19 protein-coding genes are annotated in these 19187 nt (G+C 33.9%); 10 read left to right on the top strand and 9 right to left on the bottom strand.

What is annotated here, in order from left to right; all coding sequences use genetic code 11:
• Positions 1-47: 47 nt before the first annotated feature.
• From leuS to DK508_RS18740, 4 genes are all read left to right on the top strand, one after another.
• Positions 48-2861, top strand: coding sequence for a leucine--tRNA ligase (leuS, locus tag DK508_RS18725; protein WP_109302308.1), 2814 nt, complete (start codon positions 48-50; stop codon positions 2859-2861).
• A 63-nt stretch (positions 2862-2924) separates the two neighbouring features.
• Positions 2925-3185, top strand: a complete 261-nt coding sequence (locus DK508_RS18730; protein ID WP_109302309.1) for a SemiSWEET family sugar transporter — start codon at positions 2925-2927, stop codon at positions 3183-3185.
• A 134-nt stretch (positions 3186-3319) separates the two neighbouring features.
• On the top strand, positions 3320-4435 hold the full coding sequence (gene ald / locus DK508_RS18735) for an alanine dehydrogenase (protein WP_109302310.1): 1116 nt from the start codon (positions 3320-3322) through the stop codon (positions 4433-4435).
• Positions 4436-4543: 108 nt separating this feature from the next.
• A complete protein-coding gene (locus tag DK508_RS18740) occupies positions 4544-5236 on the top strand; it encodes a zinc metallopeptidase (protein ID WP_109302311.1) in 693 nt (230 codons plus the stop codon).
• A 55-nt stretch (positions 5237-5291) separates the two neighbouring features.
• Here the strand turns inward: DK508_RS18740 and DK508_RS18745 are convergent, their stop codons facing one another.
• Positions 5292-5759, bottom strand: a complete 468-nt coding sequence (locus DK508_RS18745) for an Lrp/AsnC ligand binding domain-containing protein (protein ID WP_109302312.1) — start codon at positions 5757-5759, stop codon at positions 5292-5294.
• A 107-nt stretch (positions 5760-5866) separates the two neighbouring features.
• Positions 5867-7237 (bottom strand): saccharopine dehydrogenase family protein, encoded by a 1371-nt coding sequence (locus DK508_RS18750; RefSeq protein WP_109302313.1) that lies wholly within the window; start codon positions 7235-7237, stop codon positions 5867-5869.
• A 152-nt stretch (positions 7238-7389) separates the two neighbouring features.
• Here DK508_RS18750 and DK508_RS18755 point away from each other — a divergent pair, with 152 nt between their 5' ends.
• A complete protein-coding gene (locus tag DK508_RS18755) occupies positions 7390-7773 on the top strand; it encodes a DUF423 domain-containing protein (protein ID WP_109302314.1) in 384 nt (127 codons plus the stop codon).
• Positions 7774-7842: 69 nt separating this feature from the next.
• On the top strand, positions 7843-9459 hold the full coding sequence (gene pckA / locus DK508_RS18760; RefSeq protein ID WP_109302315.1) for a phosphoenolpyruvate carboxykinase (ATP): 1617 nt from the start codon (positions 7843-7845) through the stop codon (positions 9457-9459).
• A gap of 95 nt (positions 9460-9554) precedes the next feature.
• Here the strand turns inward: pckA and DK508_RS18765 are convergent, their stop codons facing one another.
• Both DK508_RS18765 and DK508_RS21610 read right to left on the bottom strand, forming a co-directional pair.
• Positions 9555-10301, bottom strand: a complete 747-nt coding sequence (locus DK508_RS18765; protein WP_109302316.1) for a uroporphyrinogen-III synthase — start codon at positions 10299-10301, stop codon at positions 9555-9557.
• A 29-nt stretch (positions 10302-10330) separates the two neighbouring features.
• Complete coding sequence (locus tag DK508_RS21610) at positions 10331-10984, bottom strand: DUF4271 domain-containing protein (RefSeq protein WP_109302317.1); 654 nt, start codon at positions 10982-10984, stop codon at positions 10331-10333.
• Positions 10985-11230: 246 nt separating this feature from the next.
• Here DK508_RS21610 and DK508_RS18775 point away from each other — a divergent pair, with 246 nt between their 5' ends.
• From DK508_RS18775 to DK508_RS18785, 3 genes are all read left to right on the top strand, one after another.
• Positions 11231-11962: a polyprenol monophosphomannose synthase gene (locus DK508_RS18775; RefSeq protein ID WP_109302318.1), complete on the top strand. Its 732-nt coding sequence runs from the start codon at positions 11231-11233 to the stop codon at positions 11960-11962.
• A gap of 2 nt (positions 11963-11964) precedes the next feature.
• Entirely contained in the window at positions 11965-13305 is a 1341-nt protein-coding gene (locus tag DK508_RS18780) for a dihydroorotase (RefSeq protein ID WP_109302319.1), read from the top strand.
• An 80-nt stretch (positions 13306-13385) separates the two neighbouring features.
• Positions 13386-13832 carry a DUF4296 domain-containing protein gene (locus DK508_RS18785; protein WP_160114792.1) on the top strand — a complete coding sequence of 149 codons (447 nt, stop codon included), beginning with the start codon at positions 13386-13388 and terminating at the stop codon, positions 13830-13832.
• Here DK508_RS18785 and DK508_RS18790 read toward each other — a convergent pair.
• Positions 13807-14814 (bottom strand): NAD-dependent epimerase/dehydratase family protein, encoded by a 1008-nt coding sequence (locus tag DK508_RS18790; RefSeq protein ID WP_109302321.1) that lies wholly within the window; start codon positions 14812-14814, stop codon positions 13807-13809. The genes DK508_RS18785 and DK508_RS18790 overlap by 26 nt on opposite strands.
• A gap of 111 nt (positions 14815-14925) precedes the next feature.
• Here DK508_RS18790 and tyrS point away from each other — a divergent pair, with 111 nt between their 5' ends.
• Positions 14926-16221 (top strand): tyrosine--tRNA ligase, encoded by a 1296-nt coding sequence (gene tyrS / locus DK508_RS18795; RefSeq protein ID WP_109302322.1) that lies wholly within the window; start codon positions 14926-14928, stop codon positions 16219-16221.
• Positions 16222-16351: 130 nt separating this feature from the next.
• Here tyrS and DK508_RS18800 read toward each other — a convergent pair whose 3' ends face one another.
• The 4 genes from DK508_RS18800 to DK508_RS18815 all read right to left on the bottom strand — a co-directional run bounded on the left by DK508_RS18800 (position 16352) and on the right by DK508_RS18815 (position 19186).
• Positions 16352-16801, bottom strand: coding sequence for a YHS domain-containing (seleno)protein (locus DK508_RS18800; protein WP_109302323.1), 450 nt, complete (start codon positions 16799-16801; stop codon positions 16352-16354).
• Between the two features lie 241 nt (positions 16802-17042).
• Complete coding sequence (locus DK508_RS18805) at positions 17043-17492, bottom strand: YHS domain-containing (seleno)protein (protein WP_109302324.1); 450 nt, start codon at positions 17490-17492, stop codon at positions 17043-17045.
• Positions 17493-17637: 145 nt separating this feature from the next.
• Positions 17638-18156: a DUF350 domain-containing protein gene (locus DK508_RS18810; RefSeq protein ID WP_109302325.1), complete on the bottom strand. Its 519-nt coding sequence runs from the start codon at positions 18154-18156 to the stop codon at positions 17638-17640.
• Positions 18146-19186: a hypothetical protein gene (locus DK508_RS18815; RefSeq protein WP_160114793.1), complete on the bottom strand. Its 1041-nt coding sequence runs from the start codon at positions 19184-19186 to the stop codon at positions 18146-18148. Before DK508_RS18815 ends, DK508_RS18810 begins: the two co-directional genes overlap by 11 nt.
• Position 19187 lies beyond the last annotated feature (1 nt).

Below are 19187 nucleotides of genomic sequence, written 5' to 3' on the forward strand. Positions count from 1 at the left end.
AGTAAACTCGCATAAAATCGTAAATTTGCGATCTTAATTTTAGATTAATGAGTTACGATTTTAATACTATTGAAGCTAGGTGGCAGAAATATTGGGCAGAAAACGAAACGTTTAAAGCCGAAAATAACAGTGCAAAGCCAAAATATTATGTTTTGGATATGTTTCCTTACCCGTCTGGTGCAGGATTGCATGTGGGGCATCCGCTAGGATATATTGCTAGTGATATTTATGCACGATATAAACGTCACAAAGGGTTCAATGTGTTACACCCTCAAGGGTATGATTCTTTTGGATTGCCAGCAGAACAATATGCAATTCAAACCGGTCAACACCCAGCTCTTACTACCAAAGAAAATATAGCGAGGTATAGAGAGCAATTAGATAAAATAGGATTTTCGTTTGATTGGAGTCGTGAAGTAAGAACTAGTGATCCTACATTTTATAAGTGGACACAATGGATTTTTATAGAACTCTTTAATTCTTGGTATGATGATAATACCAATAAAGCTAGAAAAATAGAAGATCTTGAAGCTGTTTTTGAAGCAGAAGGAAATACAACTGTAGATGCGGTTTGTGATGAAGATGTATATGAATTTACGGCAGAGCAATGGAATGGTTTTTCATCTAAAGAAAAACAAGAAATACTTCTTAAGTATAGATTAACTTATTTGGCCGAGACCGAAGTAAATTGGTGCCCTCAGTTAGGAACTGTATTAGCCAATGATGAGATTGTAAATGGAGTGTCTGAACGAGGAGGTTATCCTGTGATTCGTAAAAAAATGACACAATGGAGCATGCGTATATCGGCTTATGCCCAGCGTTTGTTAGATGGGCTTAATACTATCGATTGGCCACAACCTCTTAAGGATTCTCAGATCAATTGGATAGGGAAATCAGTCGGGGCAAGTGTGACTTTTAATGTAAAAGATCATGATGAAATCATTGAAGTATTTACTACTAGGCCCGATACAATTTTTGGAGTAAGTTTTATGACTCTTGCTCCAGAGCATGATTTGGTGCAAAAGATAACTACTGCAGCACAAAAAGAAGAAGTCGAAGCCTATGTTGAAGCTACCGCTAAGCGTAGTGAACGTGAACGTATGGCTGATGTAAAAACCATTAGTGGTGTGTTTACAGGTGCTTATGCAGAACATCCTTTTACCAAAACCCCAGTACCTATATGGATAGGTGATTATGTATTAGCAGGATATGGGACTGGAGCGGTTATGGCGGTGCCTTGTGGTGATCAAAGAGATTATGATTTTGCGAAACATTTCGAGATTGAGATTCCTAATATTTTTGAAGGCGTAGATATTTCTGAAGAAGCATTTTCAGATAAAGAAAATACCATCATTACTAATTCGGATTTTTTAGATGGACTAAAATATAAGAAGGCGGTAAAAACTGCTATTTACGAATTAGAAAAACTAGGACAAGGAGAAGGGAAAACCAATTATAGATTACGTGATGCTGTGTTTAGTAGACAACGATATTGGGGAGAGCCATTCCCGGTCTACTATATAGATGGTATGCCGCAGATGATTGATGCAAAATATCTACCTGTAGAATTGCCAGAAATTGAAAAATATTTACCAACAGAAACTGGAGAGTCGCCGTTAGGTCGAGCCGATGTATGGGCTTGGGATACAGTAAGCAATAAAGTGGTTTCTAATGCATTAATAGATGATATTAATGTATTTCCTTTAGAATTAAATACAATGCCAGGATGGGCAGGAAGTTCATATTACTTTAATCGTTATATGGATCCGAATAATAATAATGAGGTGTTCTCAAAAGATGCAATCGATTATTGGAAAGAAGTTGATTTGTATATAGGAGGAAGTGAACATGCTACAGGTCACTTATTGTATGCTCGCTTTTGGCAGAAATTTTTATTTGATCAAGGATATGTACCTGTTGATGAATTTGCTAAAAAGCTGATCAATCAAGGTATGATTTTGGGAACTAGCGCTATAATTTATAGGGTAAGCGGCACTAATGCCTATGTTACTAAAGATCTTAAGGATCAATATGAAACGGAGGAACTTAGAGTGGATGTGGGTTTGATTAATAGTTCTGATGAATTAAATTTAGAAGGATTAAAACAATGGCAGCCTCAATTTAGTGATGCCGAATTTATACTTGATTCAGGTAAATATATTGTTGGGCGCGAGGTAGAAAAGATGTCTAAACGATGGTTTAATGTAGTTAACCCTGATGATATTTGTAACAATTATGGTGCGGATACGCTTCGTTTATATGAAATGTTCCTTGGGCCATTAGAACAGTCTAAACCATGGAATACTGCAGGAATAACCGGAGTGCATTCTTTTCTGAAAAAACTATGGAAGTTATATCATAATGGTGATGTGTTTGAAATTACTGATGTAGAGCCTACAAAAGATAATCTGAAGACGTTGCATAAAACCATTAAAAAGGTAGAAGATGATATCGAGAATTTCTCGTTCAATACTTCGGTAAGTACTTTTATGATTGCTGTAAATGAATTAATTGCTCAAAAATGTAATTCGAAAGCGATTTTAGAGCCTTTATTAGTGTTAATATCTCCTTATGCACCTCATATAGCAGAAGAGCTTTGGCAAAAAATGGGGTATGACATGTCTATCTCAACGGCTTCTTTTCCTTTATTTAATGAGAAACATTTGGTAGAGAGTACAAAGCAATATCCGATTTCGTTTAATGGTAAAATGCGTTTTACCTTAGAGCTGTCTCTAGATCTTAATAAAGACGAAATTGAGGCCGCGGTTATGGCTCATGAAAAAACGCAACAACAATTAGCTGGACGAGAACCTAAAAAGGTAATCGTAGTACCGGGTAAGATTGTAAATGTTGTTGGGTAGTTTTTTGATATAGAATAGGAAGTTCTCTAGACCAAAAATAATTGTAATTTATATGATATAAATATGATTAATTCGATAGAAATTCTAGGCCTAGTAGCGGCAGTATTAACAACTGCTGCGTTTTTACCTCAGGTATATAAAACTTGGAAAACGAAATCAACAGATAGCCTATCATTATCTATGTTGTTGATTTTTGTTTCTGGGGTCCTTTGTTGGCTGGTTTATGGGGTTTTGATCGGTAGTTTCCCTATTATTTTGGCTAATTTTGTAACGGCGATATCTGGCTTCTTGTTGATATTTTTTAAATGTCGATATAAAAAGTAATTACCTGCTGTTATTCTTGCCTTTTTTTAACAAATTATCTGAAAGTGTTACAAAATTATCAATAAAGTATTTTTGAGGTATGTTTTATTGCATTATTTCATAAAAACATTTATTTTCGACCAAAAATTAAGAATATGATAATTGGTGTTCCCAAGGAAATCAAAAATAATGAGAATAGAGTAGGTGTAACGCCTGCTGGGACTATGGAGCTCGTTAGACATGGTCATACCGTTTTTATCCAACAAAATGCTGGTCTTCAAAGTGGGTTTAGCGATGATGAGTATATCAGTGTAGGAGGGAAAATTTTACCGACTATTGAGGAGGTATATCAAACTGCGGAAATGATCATTAAGGTTAAAGAACCTATTGAACCAGAATATAAACTGATTAAAAAGGATCAGTTACTTTTTACATATTTTCATTTTGCCTCAAGTGAGGTGTTAACTGATGCTATGATTGATAGTGGATCTGTATGTATTTCATATGAAACTGTAGAGGATCCCGATCGTAGTTTGCCTTTGTTAACTCCAATGAGTGAGGTGGCAGGAAGAATGTCTATACAACAAGGAGCAAAGTATCTGGAAAAACCGTTAAAAGGAAGAGGGATTCTATTAGGAGGAGTGCCAGGTGTAGCTCCGGCTAAGGTTTTAATTCTTGGAGGAGGTGTTGTTGGTACTCAGGCGGCAAAAATGGCCGCAGGAATGGGTGCTGATGTTACTATATTAGATATTAGTCCAAAAAGATTAAGATATCTTGATGATGTAATGCCGGCAAATATAAATACTGAGTATTCTAATGAACATACTATTCGTAAACATATAAAGACGTCTGATCTTATCGTTGGTGGAGTATTAATACCAGGTGCTAAGGCTCCAAAATTAATCACTCGTGATATGCTTAAAGACATGCGTCCAGGAACTGTGCTTGTAGATGTTGCTGTAGATCAGGGAGGTTGTTTTGAAACGACAAAACCTACGACTCATCAAGATCCGGTATATATTATCGATGATGTAGTGCATTATTCTGTAGCAAACATGCCAGGAGCAGTGCCATATACTTCAACTTTGGCATTAACTAATGTCACTTTGCCATATGCTGTGCAATTGGCGAACAAAGGATGGAAAAAGGCTTGTGCCGAAAATGAACCCTTAAAAAAAGGATTAAATGTTATTAATGGAGATGTAGTGTATCCAGCTATTTCAGAGGCTTTTGGCCTTCCATTAAATGATGTAGATACGTATATAAAGTAGACTCGACTTATTGGCTAACTCAAGTTTATTTAACTGAAGACCTCGCTTTTATGGCGAGGTTTTTGCTTTTAATATTGTACATTTAACAAACACAAAAAGAATAAAGTTATGATGGGATATTATATCATTGCGGGTATTATTTTTTTAGTAAGTTCATTTGTGAGTAATAGACTTAAAAGTAAATTTAAGAAATATTCCAATTTGCACTTACAAAATGGAATGAGTGGCGCAGAGATTGCAACAAAAATGTTACAGGATAATGGAATAAGTGATGTACAGGTAATTTCTACACCTGGTATGCTCACAGATCATTATAATCCTTTAAAAAAAACAGTGAATTTAAGTGAAGGAGTGTATGGTCAGCGCAATGCCGCGGCAGCTGCAGTTGCTGCACATGAGGTTGGGCATGCTGTACAACATGCTAAGGCTTATGGGTGGTTAACAATGCGGTCTAAGATTGTGCCGGCGGTTGGAATAGCCAGTAAACTTTCGAATATTGTAATTATGGGAGGATTGGTTTTGTCTGCTTCTGGGATGGTTTTCGGAAACACAGTTTTTCTTGCGGGAATCCTATTGTTTGCCGTGACTACGTTATTTGCATTTATTACGCTTCCAGTAGAATATGATGCTAGTAATAGGGCATTAGCGTGGCTAGAAAATGAGAATATGCTCACTAATCAAGAACATGCAGGAGCCAAAGATGCATTAAAATGGGCAGCACGAACTTATGTTGTGGCGGCTTTAGGTTCTTTAGCGACTTTACTATATTTTATTTCGATATTTTTAGGAAGAAGAGATTAAGAAAAGAATAGTATGAAGTAGGTCTTAAGAGTATATGTGTATTCTTAAGACCTTTTTATATCTTAATTTGTCTGTCGATTTGTTGATCTAATGATATAAAGGTTTCGGTTCTTGATACGCCATCAATAGCTTGTATATTCTTATTCAACACGTTCATTAAGTGTTCGTTGTCTTTGCAGAGTATTTTAATGAAAATAGACCAGTTTCCTGTGGTATAATGGCATTCAATCACTTCTGGGATGTCTTTAAGTTGTTTTACAGCTTTAGGATTGCTAACGGCTTTATCAAGAAATACACCTACAAAAGCCATAGTTTTGTATCCAAGTATCTTAGGGTCAATAATAAACTTGGATCCAGCAATTAATCCCGAGGCTTCGATTTTTCGTAATCTTTGATGAATGGCAGCACCAGAGATACCTACTTTTCTGGCGATCTCTAGAATTGGTATTCGAGCATCCTCCATAAAACTTCTAAGGATTTCTTTATCAATACCGTCAATTTTTAAGTTGCTCTGGCCTTTCATGCTTTAGATGGTTGCAATTAATAATCAAAAATACAACTAATGATTTGAAATTGAAATATTAAAAGCTATTAAACTCGGCATTTCTAAACCGATATTTATGATTCTGGTTATCCTTTTACACCGTCTGGATTGTATCCAAGATAATCACGTTTCTTTTCGTTAAATACAATGCCATATTCTTTAAGTTCTTTGAGTATAGGCTCATAGATTTCTTTATGAATAGGGATTTGAACACCGGTAGACGTTATTTGTTTATTAAGTATTTTAAGAGCAGCCATAGCTACAGGCAGTCCTACTGTTCTTGCCATTGCAGTATATGTTTGGTTTTCTCCTATGCTTACCATTTTAGCATCAATCTGTTCACGAACACCATTAAGTTCATATCCGAATTTGTGGTACATAACGATCATATCCTTGTCTTCTTGATCTAATGTCCATTTGTCCATTAATATTTTTTGTAGGATTTGAGCAGGAGTGGCATTGGCGATACCTATTTTTTTATTAGGATTAAAAAGGTCAAGTTCTAATAGTTTATCCCACATAATATCATCTTGGTCAATTTTAAGATAGTGCCTAAGTTTGAGTTCTGCAGAATCTGTTGGGGAATACGCTAGAAAGGAATTGGTAAAATCTCGATAACTCATGTTTTCAGAATTCTCCATTATATAATCATCGGCCGTCATTCCTAATTGTACAAAGGTGTTCCATGCCCTGGAGAATCCCACACGTCTTATCGTTCCTCTGTATAATGTTAAAATGTCTTCTAGACCATAAATACTTTGGTATTTTAGAGAGTTTCTATTGGCATAGGCCTCAAATCGACCGTAGTTTTCAACTTCAAGAAATTCGGTTCTTCTAAATAATTTATGATAGGGGATGTACTTATAAGCGCCTTCTTGTAAAAATTCGGCTGCTCCTCCTTGTCCTGCAATGACTACATTTCTAGGGTTCCATGTAAATTTATAATTCCATAAATTAGTATCGCTCTCTGGCGCTACTAATCCGCCTGTAAATGATTCGAATAGAATTATTTTACCTCCTTTATCTCTAATACGGTCAATAACTTGCATGGCACTCATATGATCGATTCCAGGGTCCACCCCTATTTCATTCATAAAAATGAGTCCTTTTTTACGTACTTCGCTGTCTAATTCTTGCATTTCTTTACTTACATACGAAGCAGTTACCATGCACTTACCAAATTGTAAACAATCTTTAGCGACTTCGATATGGAACCTTGCCGGAAGCATTGAAACTACTATATCTGCATTTTGAATTGCTGCTTCACGAGAAGTTTTATCAAAAACATCTAATACTATTGCTTGTGTATTTGAATGGTTATTTGCTAGTTTAGAGGCACTTTCAAATGAAATGTCACCAATAACAATATGAAGGTTTTCAGAAATAGATTTGTCCTGAAAATATTTAATTAACACGGCGGTGGATTTACCCGCACCAATGACTAGGATTTTTCGCATACCAGCTTATATTTTGATAACTTTGATACGAATGTAATAAATACCTTAAAAAATAGGTTCTCATTTTTGTTGTATTCATTATGTTTCATGTAAAAATATGTTTAAAAACACAAATTCGTAGGCTCGAAAAGTCAAATGTTAATTAAATAAGAATGAATAAAACAATTTTGATCACAGGTGCAGTTATGGCATTGATCGCAGTACTTTTAGGCGCTTTTGGTGCACATGGTTTAGAAAAACTTGTAGATACAGATAGTATTGCTTCGTTTACGACCGGGGTGAGATACCAAATGTATCATGCTATTGTATGTATAATTTTAGGGAATATGACCGTTTTAAGTTCGTCTTCTCAGAAACGAATCTTTTATCTTTTTATAGGGGGAATAACCCTTTTTTCGGGTTCGATATACCTTTTGGTGATAGATAGTGTTTTGGGAATTTCTTTGTCAAGTATTGGTTTTATTACACCTTTGGGAGGTTTTCTGTTAATTTTAGGATGGATTTTCTTTATTATTTCTCTGGTTAAGATTAAGTGATTTTTTTGACCGTTGGTGTAATTATTATTTATAATTTTGCACGTACATAACATACACAACATATTATTTATGGAACCACTGTATCCAACTACGAAAACGTTTTCGTTAAAGCATTACGGTATTGAAAATGCTACAATGCGCTACCAATTATCTCCAGAAGATCTAGAGAATGAAGTAGTGCAAAAAGGCCAAGGGAAAATTACAAAATCAGGCGCATTAGCTATCAACACAGGTGAGTTTACAGGTCGCTCTCCTATGGATCGCTTTATTGTTAAAGATCATATCACTAAAGATAAGATATGGTGGGGAGATATTAATATTCCCTTCGATTCAACCGCTTTTGATAAACTTTATGACAAGGTTACAAAATACCTTTCAGGAAAAGAGGTTTTTGTGCGCGATAGTTATGCTTGTGCAGATCCCGAGTATAGGTTAAATATTAGGGTTATCAATGAATATCCTTGGTCAAACATGTTTGCATATAACATGTTTTTAAGACCTACAAACGAAGAGTTGAAAAACTTTGATCCAGAATGGACTGTAATTAATGCACCAGGTTTTATGGCAGTGCCCAAAGAGGATGGCACGCGTCAGCATAATTTCGCCATTTTAAATTTTGATCGAAAGATAGCGCTTATTGGAGGTACTGGATATACAGGAGAAATTAAAAAAGGAATCTTTTCGGCCTTAAACTTTATTCTTCCGGTAGAACGTGATTGCTTCCCAATGCACTGTTCTGCAAATGTTGGAGAAGAAGGAGATACAGCTATATTTTTTGGACTTTCTGGAACAGGTAAAACTACTTTGTCAACAGATCCAAATCGCAAATTGATTGGAGATGATGAACACGGTTGGACTAAAGAAAACAGTATATTCAATTTTGAAGGAGGATGCTATGCAAAGGTGATTGATTTATCTGCAGAAAAGGAACCTGAAATATACGGAGCTATCAAAAAAGGAGCTATCCTTGAAAATGTAATTCTTAATGATGACAAAACTGTAGATTTTGTTGATACGTCTATCACCCAAAATACTAGAGTTAGTTATCCTATTCATCATATCGAAAATATTAAGGAGCCTTCTATAGGTAAGAATCCAAAAAATATTTTCTTTTTAACAGCAGATGCTTTTGGAGTAATGCCTCCAATCTCTAAATTGACACCAAGTCAAGCTGCATATCACTTTATGTCTGGATATACGGCAAAGGTAGCAGGTACAGAGGCTGGTGTTGTAGAGCCACAACCATCCTTTTCTGCGTGTTTTGGTGCACCTTTTATGCCATTACACCCTGCAGAGTATGCGGAGATGTTGATTAAGAAAATGAAAGATACTGGTGTAAACGTATGGTTGGTTAATACAGGTTGGACTGGCGGACCTTATGGAGTAGGAACGCGAATTAAATTGAAGTATACGAGAGCAATGATTCAGGCGGTATTAAACGGTGATTTAGGGTTGTATTCTTATGATAACTATCATATCCATTCTGTATTTGGTGTGGCGCAACCACGACAATGTCCTGGTGTGCCTGATAGTGTGTTAAGTCCTAGAACTACTTGGGATGATGATGAGGCATATTACTCAACAGCATTTAAATTAACTAATGCATTTAGAGAGAATTTCAAAAAATTTGAATCCTATGCAAACGAGGAAATCCGTAGAGGAGGACCGCAACGTTATGGATTCTAAAATAGAATAAATTGCTAATAAAAAAGTCCCGAAATTAATTTCGGGACTTTTTTTATATTATAAGTAATAAACGAGTGATCAAAAAATGAATTGCTCTACTTTTTGTTCGCTTCTTTTATGTATTTCTGAAGTGCCATTGTCATCGAAGGTGTTTCAGGAGTTGGTGCTTGTATGTTTACAACAAGATTGTGCTCCTCGGCAGCCTTTACTGTAGAATTTCCAAAAACGGCTATTCTTGTGTCATTTTGTTTAAAATCTGGAAAATTCTCAAATAAAGATTTTATTCCTGAAGGACTAAAGAAAACCAATATATCATAAAACACATCTCTAAGATCTGAAAGATCACTCACGACAGTTTTATAAAAAACACCTTGTTTCCAATCAACTTTTAGGTTGTCTAATGTGCTCGGAATTTCAGGTTTTAATTTATCTGATGATGGTAATAAGAATTTTTCAGTCTTGTACTTTTTGATTAATGGAGATAACTCCTGAAAAGTACGTTTACCTACATAGATCTTTCTTTTACGATAGACCACATATTTTTGTAGATAATAAGCTACAGCCTCACTTTGACAAAAATACTTCAATGTATCAGGTACTTTGTAACGCATTTCTTCTGCGATTCTAAAAAAGTGATCGACAGAATTACGGCTAGTAAGAATAATTGCGGTGTACTGCGATAAATCCACTTTTTGTAACCTTACTTCCTTTGCGTCAACTCCTTCTACATGAATGAATGGGATAAAGTCAATTTTTACTTTTTCCCTTTCTTCTAGATCAAAATAAGGTGAATTTTCTACTTTAGGCTCCGGTTGAGAGACCAAAATTGTTTTCACTTTCATATATATTCTTTTCTTACGTTCCTACCTATCTAACCTATGAGCTTATATAGTATAAAATAAGGCGCGATTTCAAGTGCGCAAAGATACAAAATAAAATAAAATATATGGTTTAAAATGATATTTTCATTTTTCTTATAAAAAGAAATAAGTATAATAATGTTTAGAATAATCAAGATAGCCAGTAGAATAATAAAAAGAATACCGGAAGGTTGTAGAGCGTATATAAATATAATATTTACCGGTAATAGGATGACTCCCATAAAATTACGATATGTAACTTTATAAAACAGATATTCGTCTATAACTGCATCAATTGAGAAAATTGTTGCAATAATTTTTTCAATTAGTAATTTACATACTACAATTACAGTATAAATGATGGTGATTTTAAAATATAAATTGATATCAAAAGAAACTGTCTGCCATTCAAAAACGTCAAAACATAAGTATATAAAAAGAGACACCGACACGATCTGAAATAGTAGAAGGATGCTATTAAAAGATGTAGATAGTTTATTGGGTTTTTGATAAGCAATAATATATTTATTATTGCTAAAGAGGGTTATAAAATCGGCGAATCGAAGAGAATTTACTCCTTTTGCAATAACAAGTAAGCTTAAACAAGCCATTAATATAATGGTGAGCCAATTATTAGATACTATTTCTCTAGTTATAAATTCCATAAAAGTTGAGGGTAAAATTACAATCAATTAATGTATAAAAACAAAAAAAAACAACTGGTTAATGCAATTTGAGTATAATTATAAGTTAAAAGTCACTGTTTCTAATACATATTAGTCCTATTGATCTGTAGATATAAGAGAAAACTGAAGCAGAACTAAATGAAAAATATAAGAAGCTACCTTGATAACATTTCATTTTATAATAGGTATGATTATTTAGTTATATTTGCGTGAAAAATAGCCCAGATGGTGGATGCCTTAGTCATAATCCCTACCTATAATGAGATTGAAAATGTAGAGCGTATTGTTAAGAATGTGTTTTCGCTACAAAGGGATTTTCATATTCTTATTGTAGATGATAATTCCCCTGATGGAACGGCTTCTGAAGTTGAGAAATTGCAGTTATTGTACCCCGAAAGTTTATTTTTATTGAGTCGAGAAGATAAATTAGGCTTAGGTACGGCATATATTTCTGGTTTTAAATGGGGTCTAGAACGGTCTTATGAATATATGTTTGAGATGGATGCTGATTTCTCTCATAATCCTAATGACCTTATTCGATTGTATAACGCTTGTGCAAAAGGAACATCCCATGTTGCGATTGGTTCAAGATATGTTACAGGGGTGAATGTGGTTAATTGGCCAATGAGTAGAGTGTTGTTATCTTGGGGGGCTTCAAGGTATGTGCGTTTTATTACAGGAATGGATATTCATGACACAACCGCCGGATTTATCTGTTATAAAAGAGAGGTATTAGAGAAAATCAACCTTGATAGAATTAAGTTTGTGGGCTACGCGTTTCAGATCGAGATGAAATTTAAGGCCCATTTGCTAAAGTTTAAAATAAAAGAAGTCCCGGTTATCTTTACAGATAGAACAAGAGGAAAGTCAAAAATGAGTAAAGGAATTATTTCTGAAGCTGTTTTTGGAGTAATAAAAATGAAATTTAAAAGCTTATTTAATCGTTACGAGATATGATCATGGATAGTGTGCTTATTAAAAATGCCAATATCGTTAATGAAGGGAAAATTTTTAATGGAGATGTGTATATCGAGAATGGAATTTTTAAAGAAATTGCACCGCAGATAAGTGCAAAATCTCCTGATGTTCACATTTTTGATGCAGAAGGAAAATACCTTTTGCCTGGCGTGATAGACGATCAGGTACATTTTAGAGAACCCGGTTTAACTCATAAAGCAACAATTGCTACAGAATCTAGAGCAGCTTTATCAGGAGGAATTACTTCTTTTATAGAAATGCCTAATACTGTACCACAGAGTACTACTGTAGAAAAATTAGAAGAAAAATTTGAAATAGCAGCAAAAACAAGCTATGCCAATTATTCTTTTATGTTTGGAGGAACGAATGATAATCTTGAAGAAATCTTAAAGGTAGATCCTAAAAAAGTAGCAGCGTTAAAGTTGTTTTTAGGATCTTCTACAGGAAATATGCTGGTCGATAATCCAGAAGTTTTAGAAAAAATATTTGCTTCTACTAATTTATTGATTGCTGTACATTGTGAAGATGAACAAACTATAAGAGAAAATACTGCCAAATATGTTAAGGAATATGGGGATGATATTCCTTTAGAATTACACCCGGTAATTAGAAGTGAAGAAGCTTGTTACTTATCATCTTCTAAAGCTGTCGAATTGGCAAAAAAGACAGGTGCTAGACTTCATGTTTTTCATTTATCTACTGCAAAAGAATTATCACTGTTCACAAATAAAATTCCGTTAAAGGACAAAAAAATCACAGCCGAAGTATGTATTCACCATTTATGGTTCTCAGATAAGGATTATAAAGAAAAAGGAACCTTAATCAAGTGGAATCCTGCTGTAAAAACAGCTGATGATAGAGATGCGTTGTTTAAAGCGTTATTAGAAGATAAATTAGATGTGATTGCTACGGATCATGCGCCACATACTGCAGAGGAAAAGGATAATGTGTATACCAAGGCTCCTTCGGGAGGGCCTTTGGTACAACATGCATTACCAGCCATGCTTGAGTTTTATCATCAAGATAAAATTAGTTTAGAGAAAATTGTAGAAAAAATGTGTCATAATCCAGCTATTTTATTTCAAATTGAAAAAAGAGGCTATATTAAAGAAGGATATTTTGCTGATGCTGTATTGGTAGATATTAATGCTCCTTGGACAGTAAATAAGGATAACATTGCTTATAAGTGCGGCTGGTCTCCTTTTGAAGGAACTACATTTAAATCTAGAATTACCCATACCTTTGTTAACGGAAGTTTGGTGTATAAAAATTTTAAATTCTATGATGTGAAAAATGCACATAGACTAACCTTTACCAGATAATGAGAGCTATACTGTGCTGCGTTGTAATTTTGTTTTTCTTTTCATGTCAAAGCATTGAGAAGCCTACAAAACCAAAAGTAATGTTAGAAGAGGATTTGATGGTGGATATTCTCACGGATATTGCTTTTATAAAAGCGGCCAAAATGTCGAGCAGAAAAGTTTTTGATGAAAAAGGAATTAATCCCGAGAACTATATTCTTAGAAAATATGGGATAGATAGTATAGTTTTTGCAGAAAACAACGCGTGGTATTCGGGTCAATTAGAGGAGTACGCAAAAATGTTTACGAAAGTGAAAGCTAATATAGAGCAATCAAAAATAAAGTACGAGAAGTTAAAAAAGGAAGAAGATTCTATTAAGAAAATACAAGATTCTATTAAGAAAATAAAAGACACACTTAGTGATAAAGAAAAACTTTTAGAATTAGAGGAGTTAGAAGGTTCAAAAAGTGAAATTGAAAATGAGATGGAACTCGAAATAGAAAGAGCTAAGAGTAAAAGATTTAGAAACCCTTCAGGAAAAGAGTAGCTGTTTCTTCAATAGCTTTTTCAATAGGATTAAATTCATAATTTAACTCGCTTTTGATTTTGTCATTAGTATAATATGAGTTAGAAAAAGCACTTCGTATCGAAGATTTAAATATGGACTGTTTGGTTCTAAATAAAACATGACTTATCCGTTGCACATAATAAGCAATTTTCATCATAAAAGGAGAAGCTTCTTTGGTAGGAGCTGGTTTTTTTAAACCTTTTGCAATCATACTAAAAGCACTTTGGTAATTTAAATTCTCTGCTACTAGGATATACCTTTCATTTGTACAATTACTATTCATAAGCATAAACATGGTATTAATCACATCGATTACACTCACAAACCCGGAAGTACCGGTAGTATAGTAATTCATGCCGGCATAAATTCGTTTAAAAAGAAATCCGCTACCACCATCAAAAAAACCAGGACCAATAATAATACCTGGGTTTACAATCACGGCATCTAATCCTTCTTGCACACCTCTCCAAACTTCCATCTCTGCACCATATTTGGTAATGGCATATACCGAATTAGGGATTTCAGGATTCCACTCTTCACTCTCGTCTATGTGTTTTCCTGTAATACTTTCTCCTAGAGTAGCAATAGAGCTTACATAGCACAATTTTTTTACATTATGAATAAGACATAAATTCACAATATTAGCGGTGCCTTCTATGTTTACCTTACGTAGTTTTTTGTAGTGAGCAGGGTTAAAACTAATTTTTGCAGCACAGTGATATACGTATGTTACTTGGTTAAAAGCAGCTGATAAGGATGGGATATCATTTATATCGGCCTGTATCCAGTCGATATTGTCAAACAAATTATTGTCATGAGGGAAATAATAAGAAAACACTTTTTTGGCGTATGCTTTTTTTTGATCAGAACGATACAAAGCTCGTATAGGTTCTTTTTGCTGTACCAGTTTTACTAATAGATGTGTCCCGACTAATCCTGTTGCTCCTGTAACTAATATCATGGTGTGTATTATACGATACTAAAGTAAGGATATTTAGGATTCCTCTTATATTCATAGTGTAATATTATCCATATTTTTATCTTTGTCGCTCTTAAAAAGAATGATATAGAAATGGCCAAGAATTTTATTGAAGAATTACAGTGGAGAGGGATGTTGCATGATGCAATGCCAGGAACCGAAGAATACCTTATGGAGCAAATGAGATCGGCTTATGTAGGGTTTGATCCTACCGCCGATTCATTACATATTGGTAATTTGGTACCTATTATGTTATTGGCGCATTATCAAAGAGCTGGTCATAAACCTTTTGCCTTGGTAGGAGGAGCTACTGGAATGATTGGTGATCCGTCAGGAAAATCGGCAGAGCGTAATCTTTTGGATGAAAAAACATTGCGCCATAATCAAGAAGCTATAAAATCACAATTATCAAGATTTTTGGATTTTGAAAGTGATGCGCCTAATGCAGCGGTTTTGGTAAATAATTATGATTGGATGAAAGAATTTTCATTTCTTGATTTTATTAGAGACGTGGGTAAACACATTACTGTAAACTATATGATGGCCAAAGATTCTGTAAAGAACAGAATTTCTTCAGAATCTTCAGAAGGTATGTCGTTTACAGAATTTACTTATCAATTGGTACAAGGATATGATTTTTTGCATCTGTATAGAGCACATGAGTGTACTTTACAAATGGGAGGAAGTGATCAGTGGGGTAATATTACTACAGGAACAGAGTTGATCAGAAGGATTGCAGGAGGAAAAGGATATGCACTTACCTGCCCATTAATTACAAAATCTGATGGTTCTAAGTTTGGAAAATCTGAAGGAGGAAATGTATGGTTAGATGCAAATAGAACCTCTTCGTATAAGTTTTACCAATACTGGTTAAATACTAGTGATGAAGATGCAGAAAAGTATATTAAGATTTTTACGTTCTTGACCAAAGATGAAATTGATACTCTCGTTGCAGAACATAAAGAAGCTCCGCATATGCGAATCTTACAAAAGAAATTGGCTAATGAGGTTACGGTAATTGTTCATTCCAAAGAAGATTTAGACAATGCTATAAAAGCATCTAATATCCTTTTCGGGAAATCGACTTCGGCAGATTTAAAAGATTTGGATGAAGCTACTTTTTTAGATGTTTTTGACGGGGTGCCGCAAGCTGAGATTTCTAAAGAGACTATAAATACAGGTCTTGATATAATCGGAGCGCTTGCAGAACAAACGGGTTTCTTAAAATCTAATGGAGAAGCGAGAAGAGCATTAAAAGAAAATTCAATATCTGTAAACAAAGAAAAAGTAAATGATAGTTTTTCAATATCAGATAAAGATTTGATCAATGATCAATTTGTATTATTACAAAGAGGAAAGAAAAATTATTTTATTATTAGAGCAGTATAAAAGTTGCTTAACATAAAAAAACAAAGCCTACGTAGAAAGAATTCTAGTAGGCTTTGTCAACTAACCAATCAATTATTGAAAAAAACTTAGCAATTAATACAGTTCGACGTAACTGCATTAAAAGTATTTTCTATTTTTTTGCTTTTATTTTTTGCCAATTTACGTCTGCTTTTGTTTGCAATTTTTTAGCATCTTCTTCTATCCATTTATCCAAAGTATTAATGCCCCACGAATTATAAAATAGATATAATTTTCCGTCTCTTACTTCAAAAGTCTTAGGATTTATATCTACCTTTTCACTATTTACCGCTACTGCATATGCGCAGTATCCTCCATACTGTGGCACAAACTTTTCTGGGTTACTATTAAATTTTTTCAAGTTTGCTTGAGTTGCAAATTTATATTTTACGTTATCATGAGTTGCAGTAAACTTACTATCTCCTTTTACAGCCTTATTATTAAAGTATTCTGTTACGTCATACCCTTCTGCAATAAAATTTTTGGCGGTATTATAATCTATTTGCTGTGCGCTTAATGTGAGGGCAAAAAACAGAAATAATATAGTGAGTTTACTTTTCATTTTATGAGTTATCTTATGGTCTCGTTTAGTAAGTCGTAAAAAAAATCTATCATTACAAAATTAACATAATTATAAGATATTTAAGTAGTTACATCCGTTTTGGGCACTGTATTTACATTTGTGATAAACCCTAAACAAGTTTTGTAAAGAATAAAACCTGCTAGATAATTATCTAAGCAGGCTTTATAAACTAACCAATCAATTAAAACTTAGCGGTCTATATCGTTATCGATGAATTCGATTAATTTTTGAGTTTTATTTTTGCCCAATTTACGTCGGCCTTAGGTTTTAATTTTTCTGCGCCTTCTTCTTTCCATTTCTTGTGAGTATTGGTTCCCCAAGAATTATAGAATAGGTAGAGTTTGCCATTATTTATTTCAAAAGTCTCTGGGTCGATATCTACTTTATCGGCTTTTGTTGCTACAGCATAAGAACAGTATCCTCCGTATTGTGGCATAAATTTTTTTGGATTACTATTAAATTTTTCCAGATTTGCTTTGGTGGCAAATTTATATTTTACGTTGTTATGAGTTGCAGTAAATTTACTGTCTCCTTTTACTGCTTTATTGTTAAAATATTCGGTTACATCGTAGCCTTCTGCAACAAACCCTTTATTAGTGTTGTAGTCTATTTGTTGTGCGTTTATATTAATAGCAAAAACAAAGAAAAGTGTGGTTATTAATGTTTTCATTTTACGATTATTTATGGTTCGGAGTTTAGATCGTAAAAAAATGAAATCATTACAGATGTAATGTAATTATGTTTTGATAATCAGTCGAAAACCTTGTTATTAGTATGCGCCAGGGATAATTATTTTTTTGACTTTAACGTAAGGATTACAATAGAAAATTCGAAGTTTCGGGATAAGGAACCAATGCGCTAATCAATAGACTAATACTGTCTTTTGCAATCAGTGTAATTGATAATAAAGTTGCTGTAACAACAATAGCTGTGGCAACATTGTTTCGTTGGATATCCTTAAACTCGTTCACCCCTTTTGTAAGTGCAGAAAAGAGTAAGAATACCGAGGTGTTAATGATCACTGCAAATCCAAACCCAATCAATAAGTATAATCCAGAATATTGTATGATTTTTCCAAATGTAATGTCATTTCCTGTAGACATGGATAAACGCACCATATTTGTAATAGAAGGTATAATTTCGCCCAGAATAATCCCAATAGAAAGAATAATACCAGCTGTAAAAACCGAGAATGCCATATTGTTTTCTCCTAATGGAATGTTTTTAAAGAATACTTTTTGTAGTATTCTAAAAGAAATAAATAAGATCAATACAGAAACGACAATAGCCAATGCTATTTCTATAAAAGCAAGAGTTAATAGTTTAGTTTGCATGATGTTGAGTATTAGTAAGCATGATATGCCAATGATTTATATTATTAAAACTACGAGGTAATGTCCCTATTGTAAAATGTTTATTTGTGGTTTCCCATACATAATATCGCTTTCCGTTATGAAGTTTATATGTGCCTTTTGCAGGGATTTCAAGTCCAAGGATAGAATGTTTGTAGTAATCACTGTTAAGAATAGCTACATTGTATCCAAAATGACTTAGTATAGCATATATGATAACAGTTCTGGTATCGCAATCTCCTTTAAGATTACCCATAAAACCTACAGGATTTTGAATGCCATAAGGGATACCGCCAATACAACAATCTGGACATCTTTCTAATATACTACGAATGGAGGGTTCATATTTCTCTGGAGATTCACAATGACTTTCAAAAACTAAAGCGTAAGGGATATCTTGTATAAAAGTTACTACCATATCGGCAAATTCAAATCTATTAAGAGTTTGAGAGGCTTGTATTTCTTCTAATTTTTTCAAGATAAGATCTAATCTCGGGGTGTCTGCAACGGCTAAGGATTGATATAAATTTCCCCATGAAAATTTGCGATGTTTTGAGCGGTTATCAAAATACTCCTTTTTAGATATAGTGTAATCCTGTTCTCGCACAGAGAAATTTCCCTCAAAAGAATTTCCATAATTATCTTTCCATTCTCTTTGTTGGCTAAGTAGTACAATAGAATCTCCTTTCTCAAAAATTGTTTCTCGATAAATATCTTCAGAAATATTAGACTTCACTTCATTTTCTTGATAGGTAGGTAAGTTATTCAGTACAGCTTTAACACCTACCAAAGAAATAAGTAATAACAAACTGTAAAGAACATATTTCCAAGCATTTTTTTTGGTTTTTTTATGTTCAATTCTACCATAGATCATGGAGATAGATAAGAGTAAGAAACCAAAGGCTGTTAACGTAGAAATCATTAAGAGCGACTTCACAAAGCTGCTTAGCACTACTGATGTTAATACAATAGCCGAAAATTGAAAACAGCCTAATCCTTTATTTTTTGCCATA

The organism is Aquimarina sp. AU474 (assembly GCF_900312815.1).
GTDB lineage: Bacteria > Bacteroidota > Bacteroidia > Flavobacteriales > Flavobacteriaceae > Aquimarina.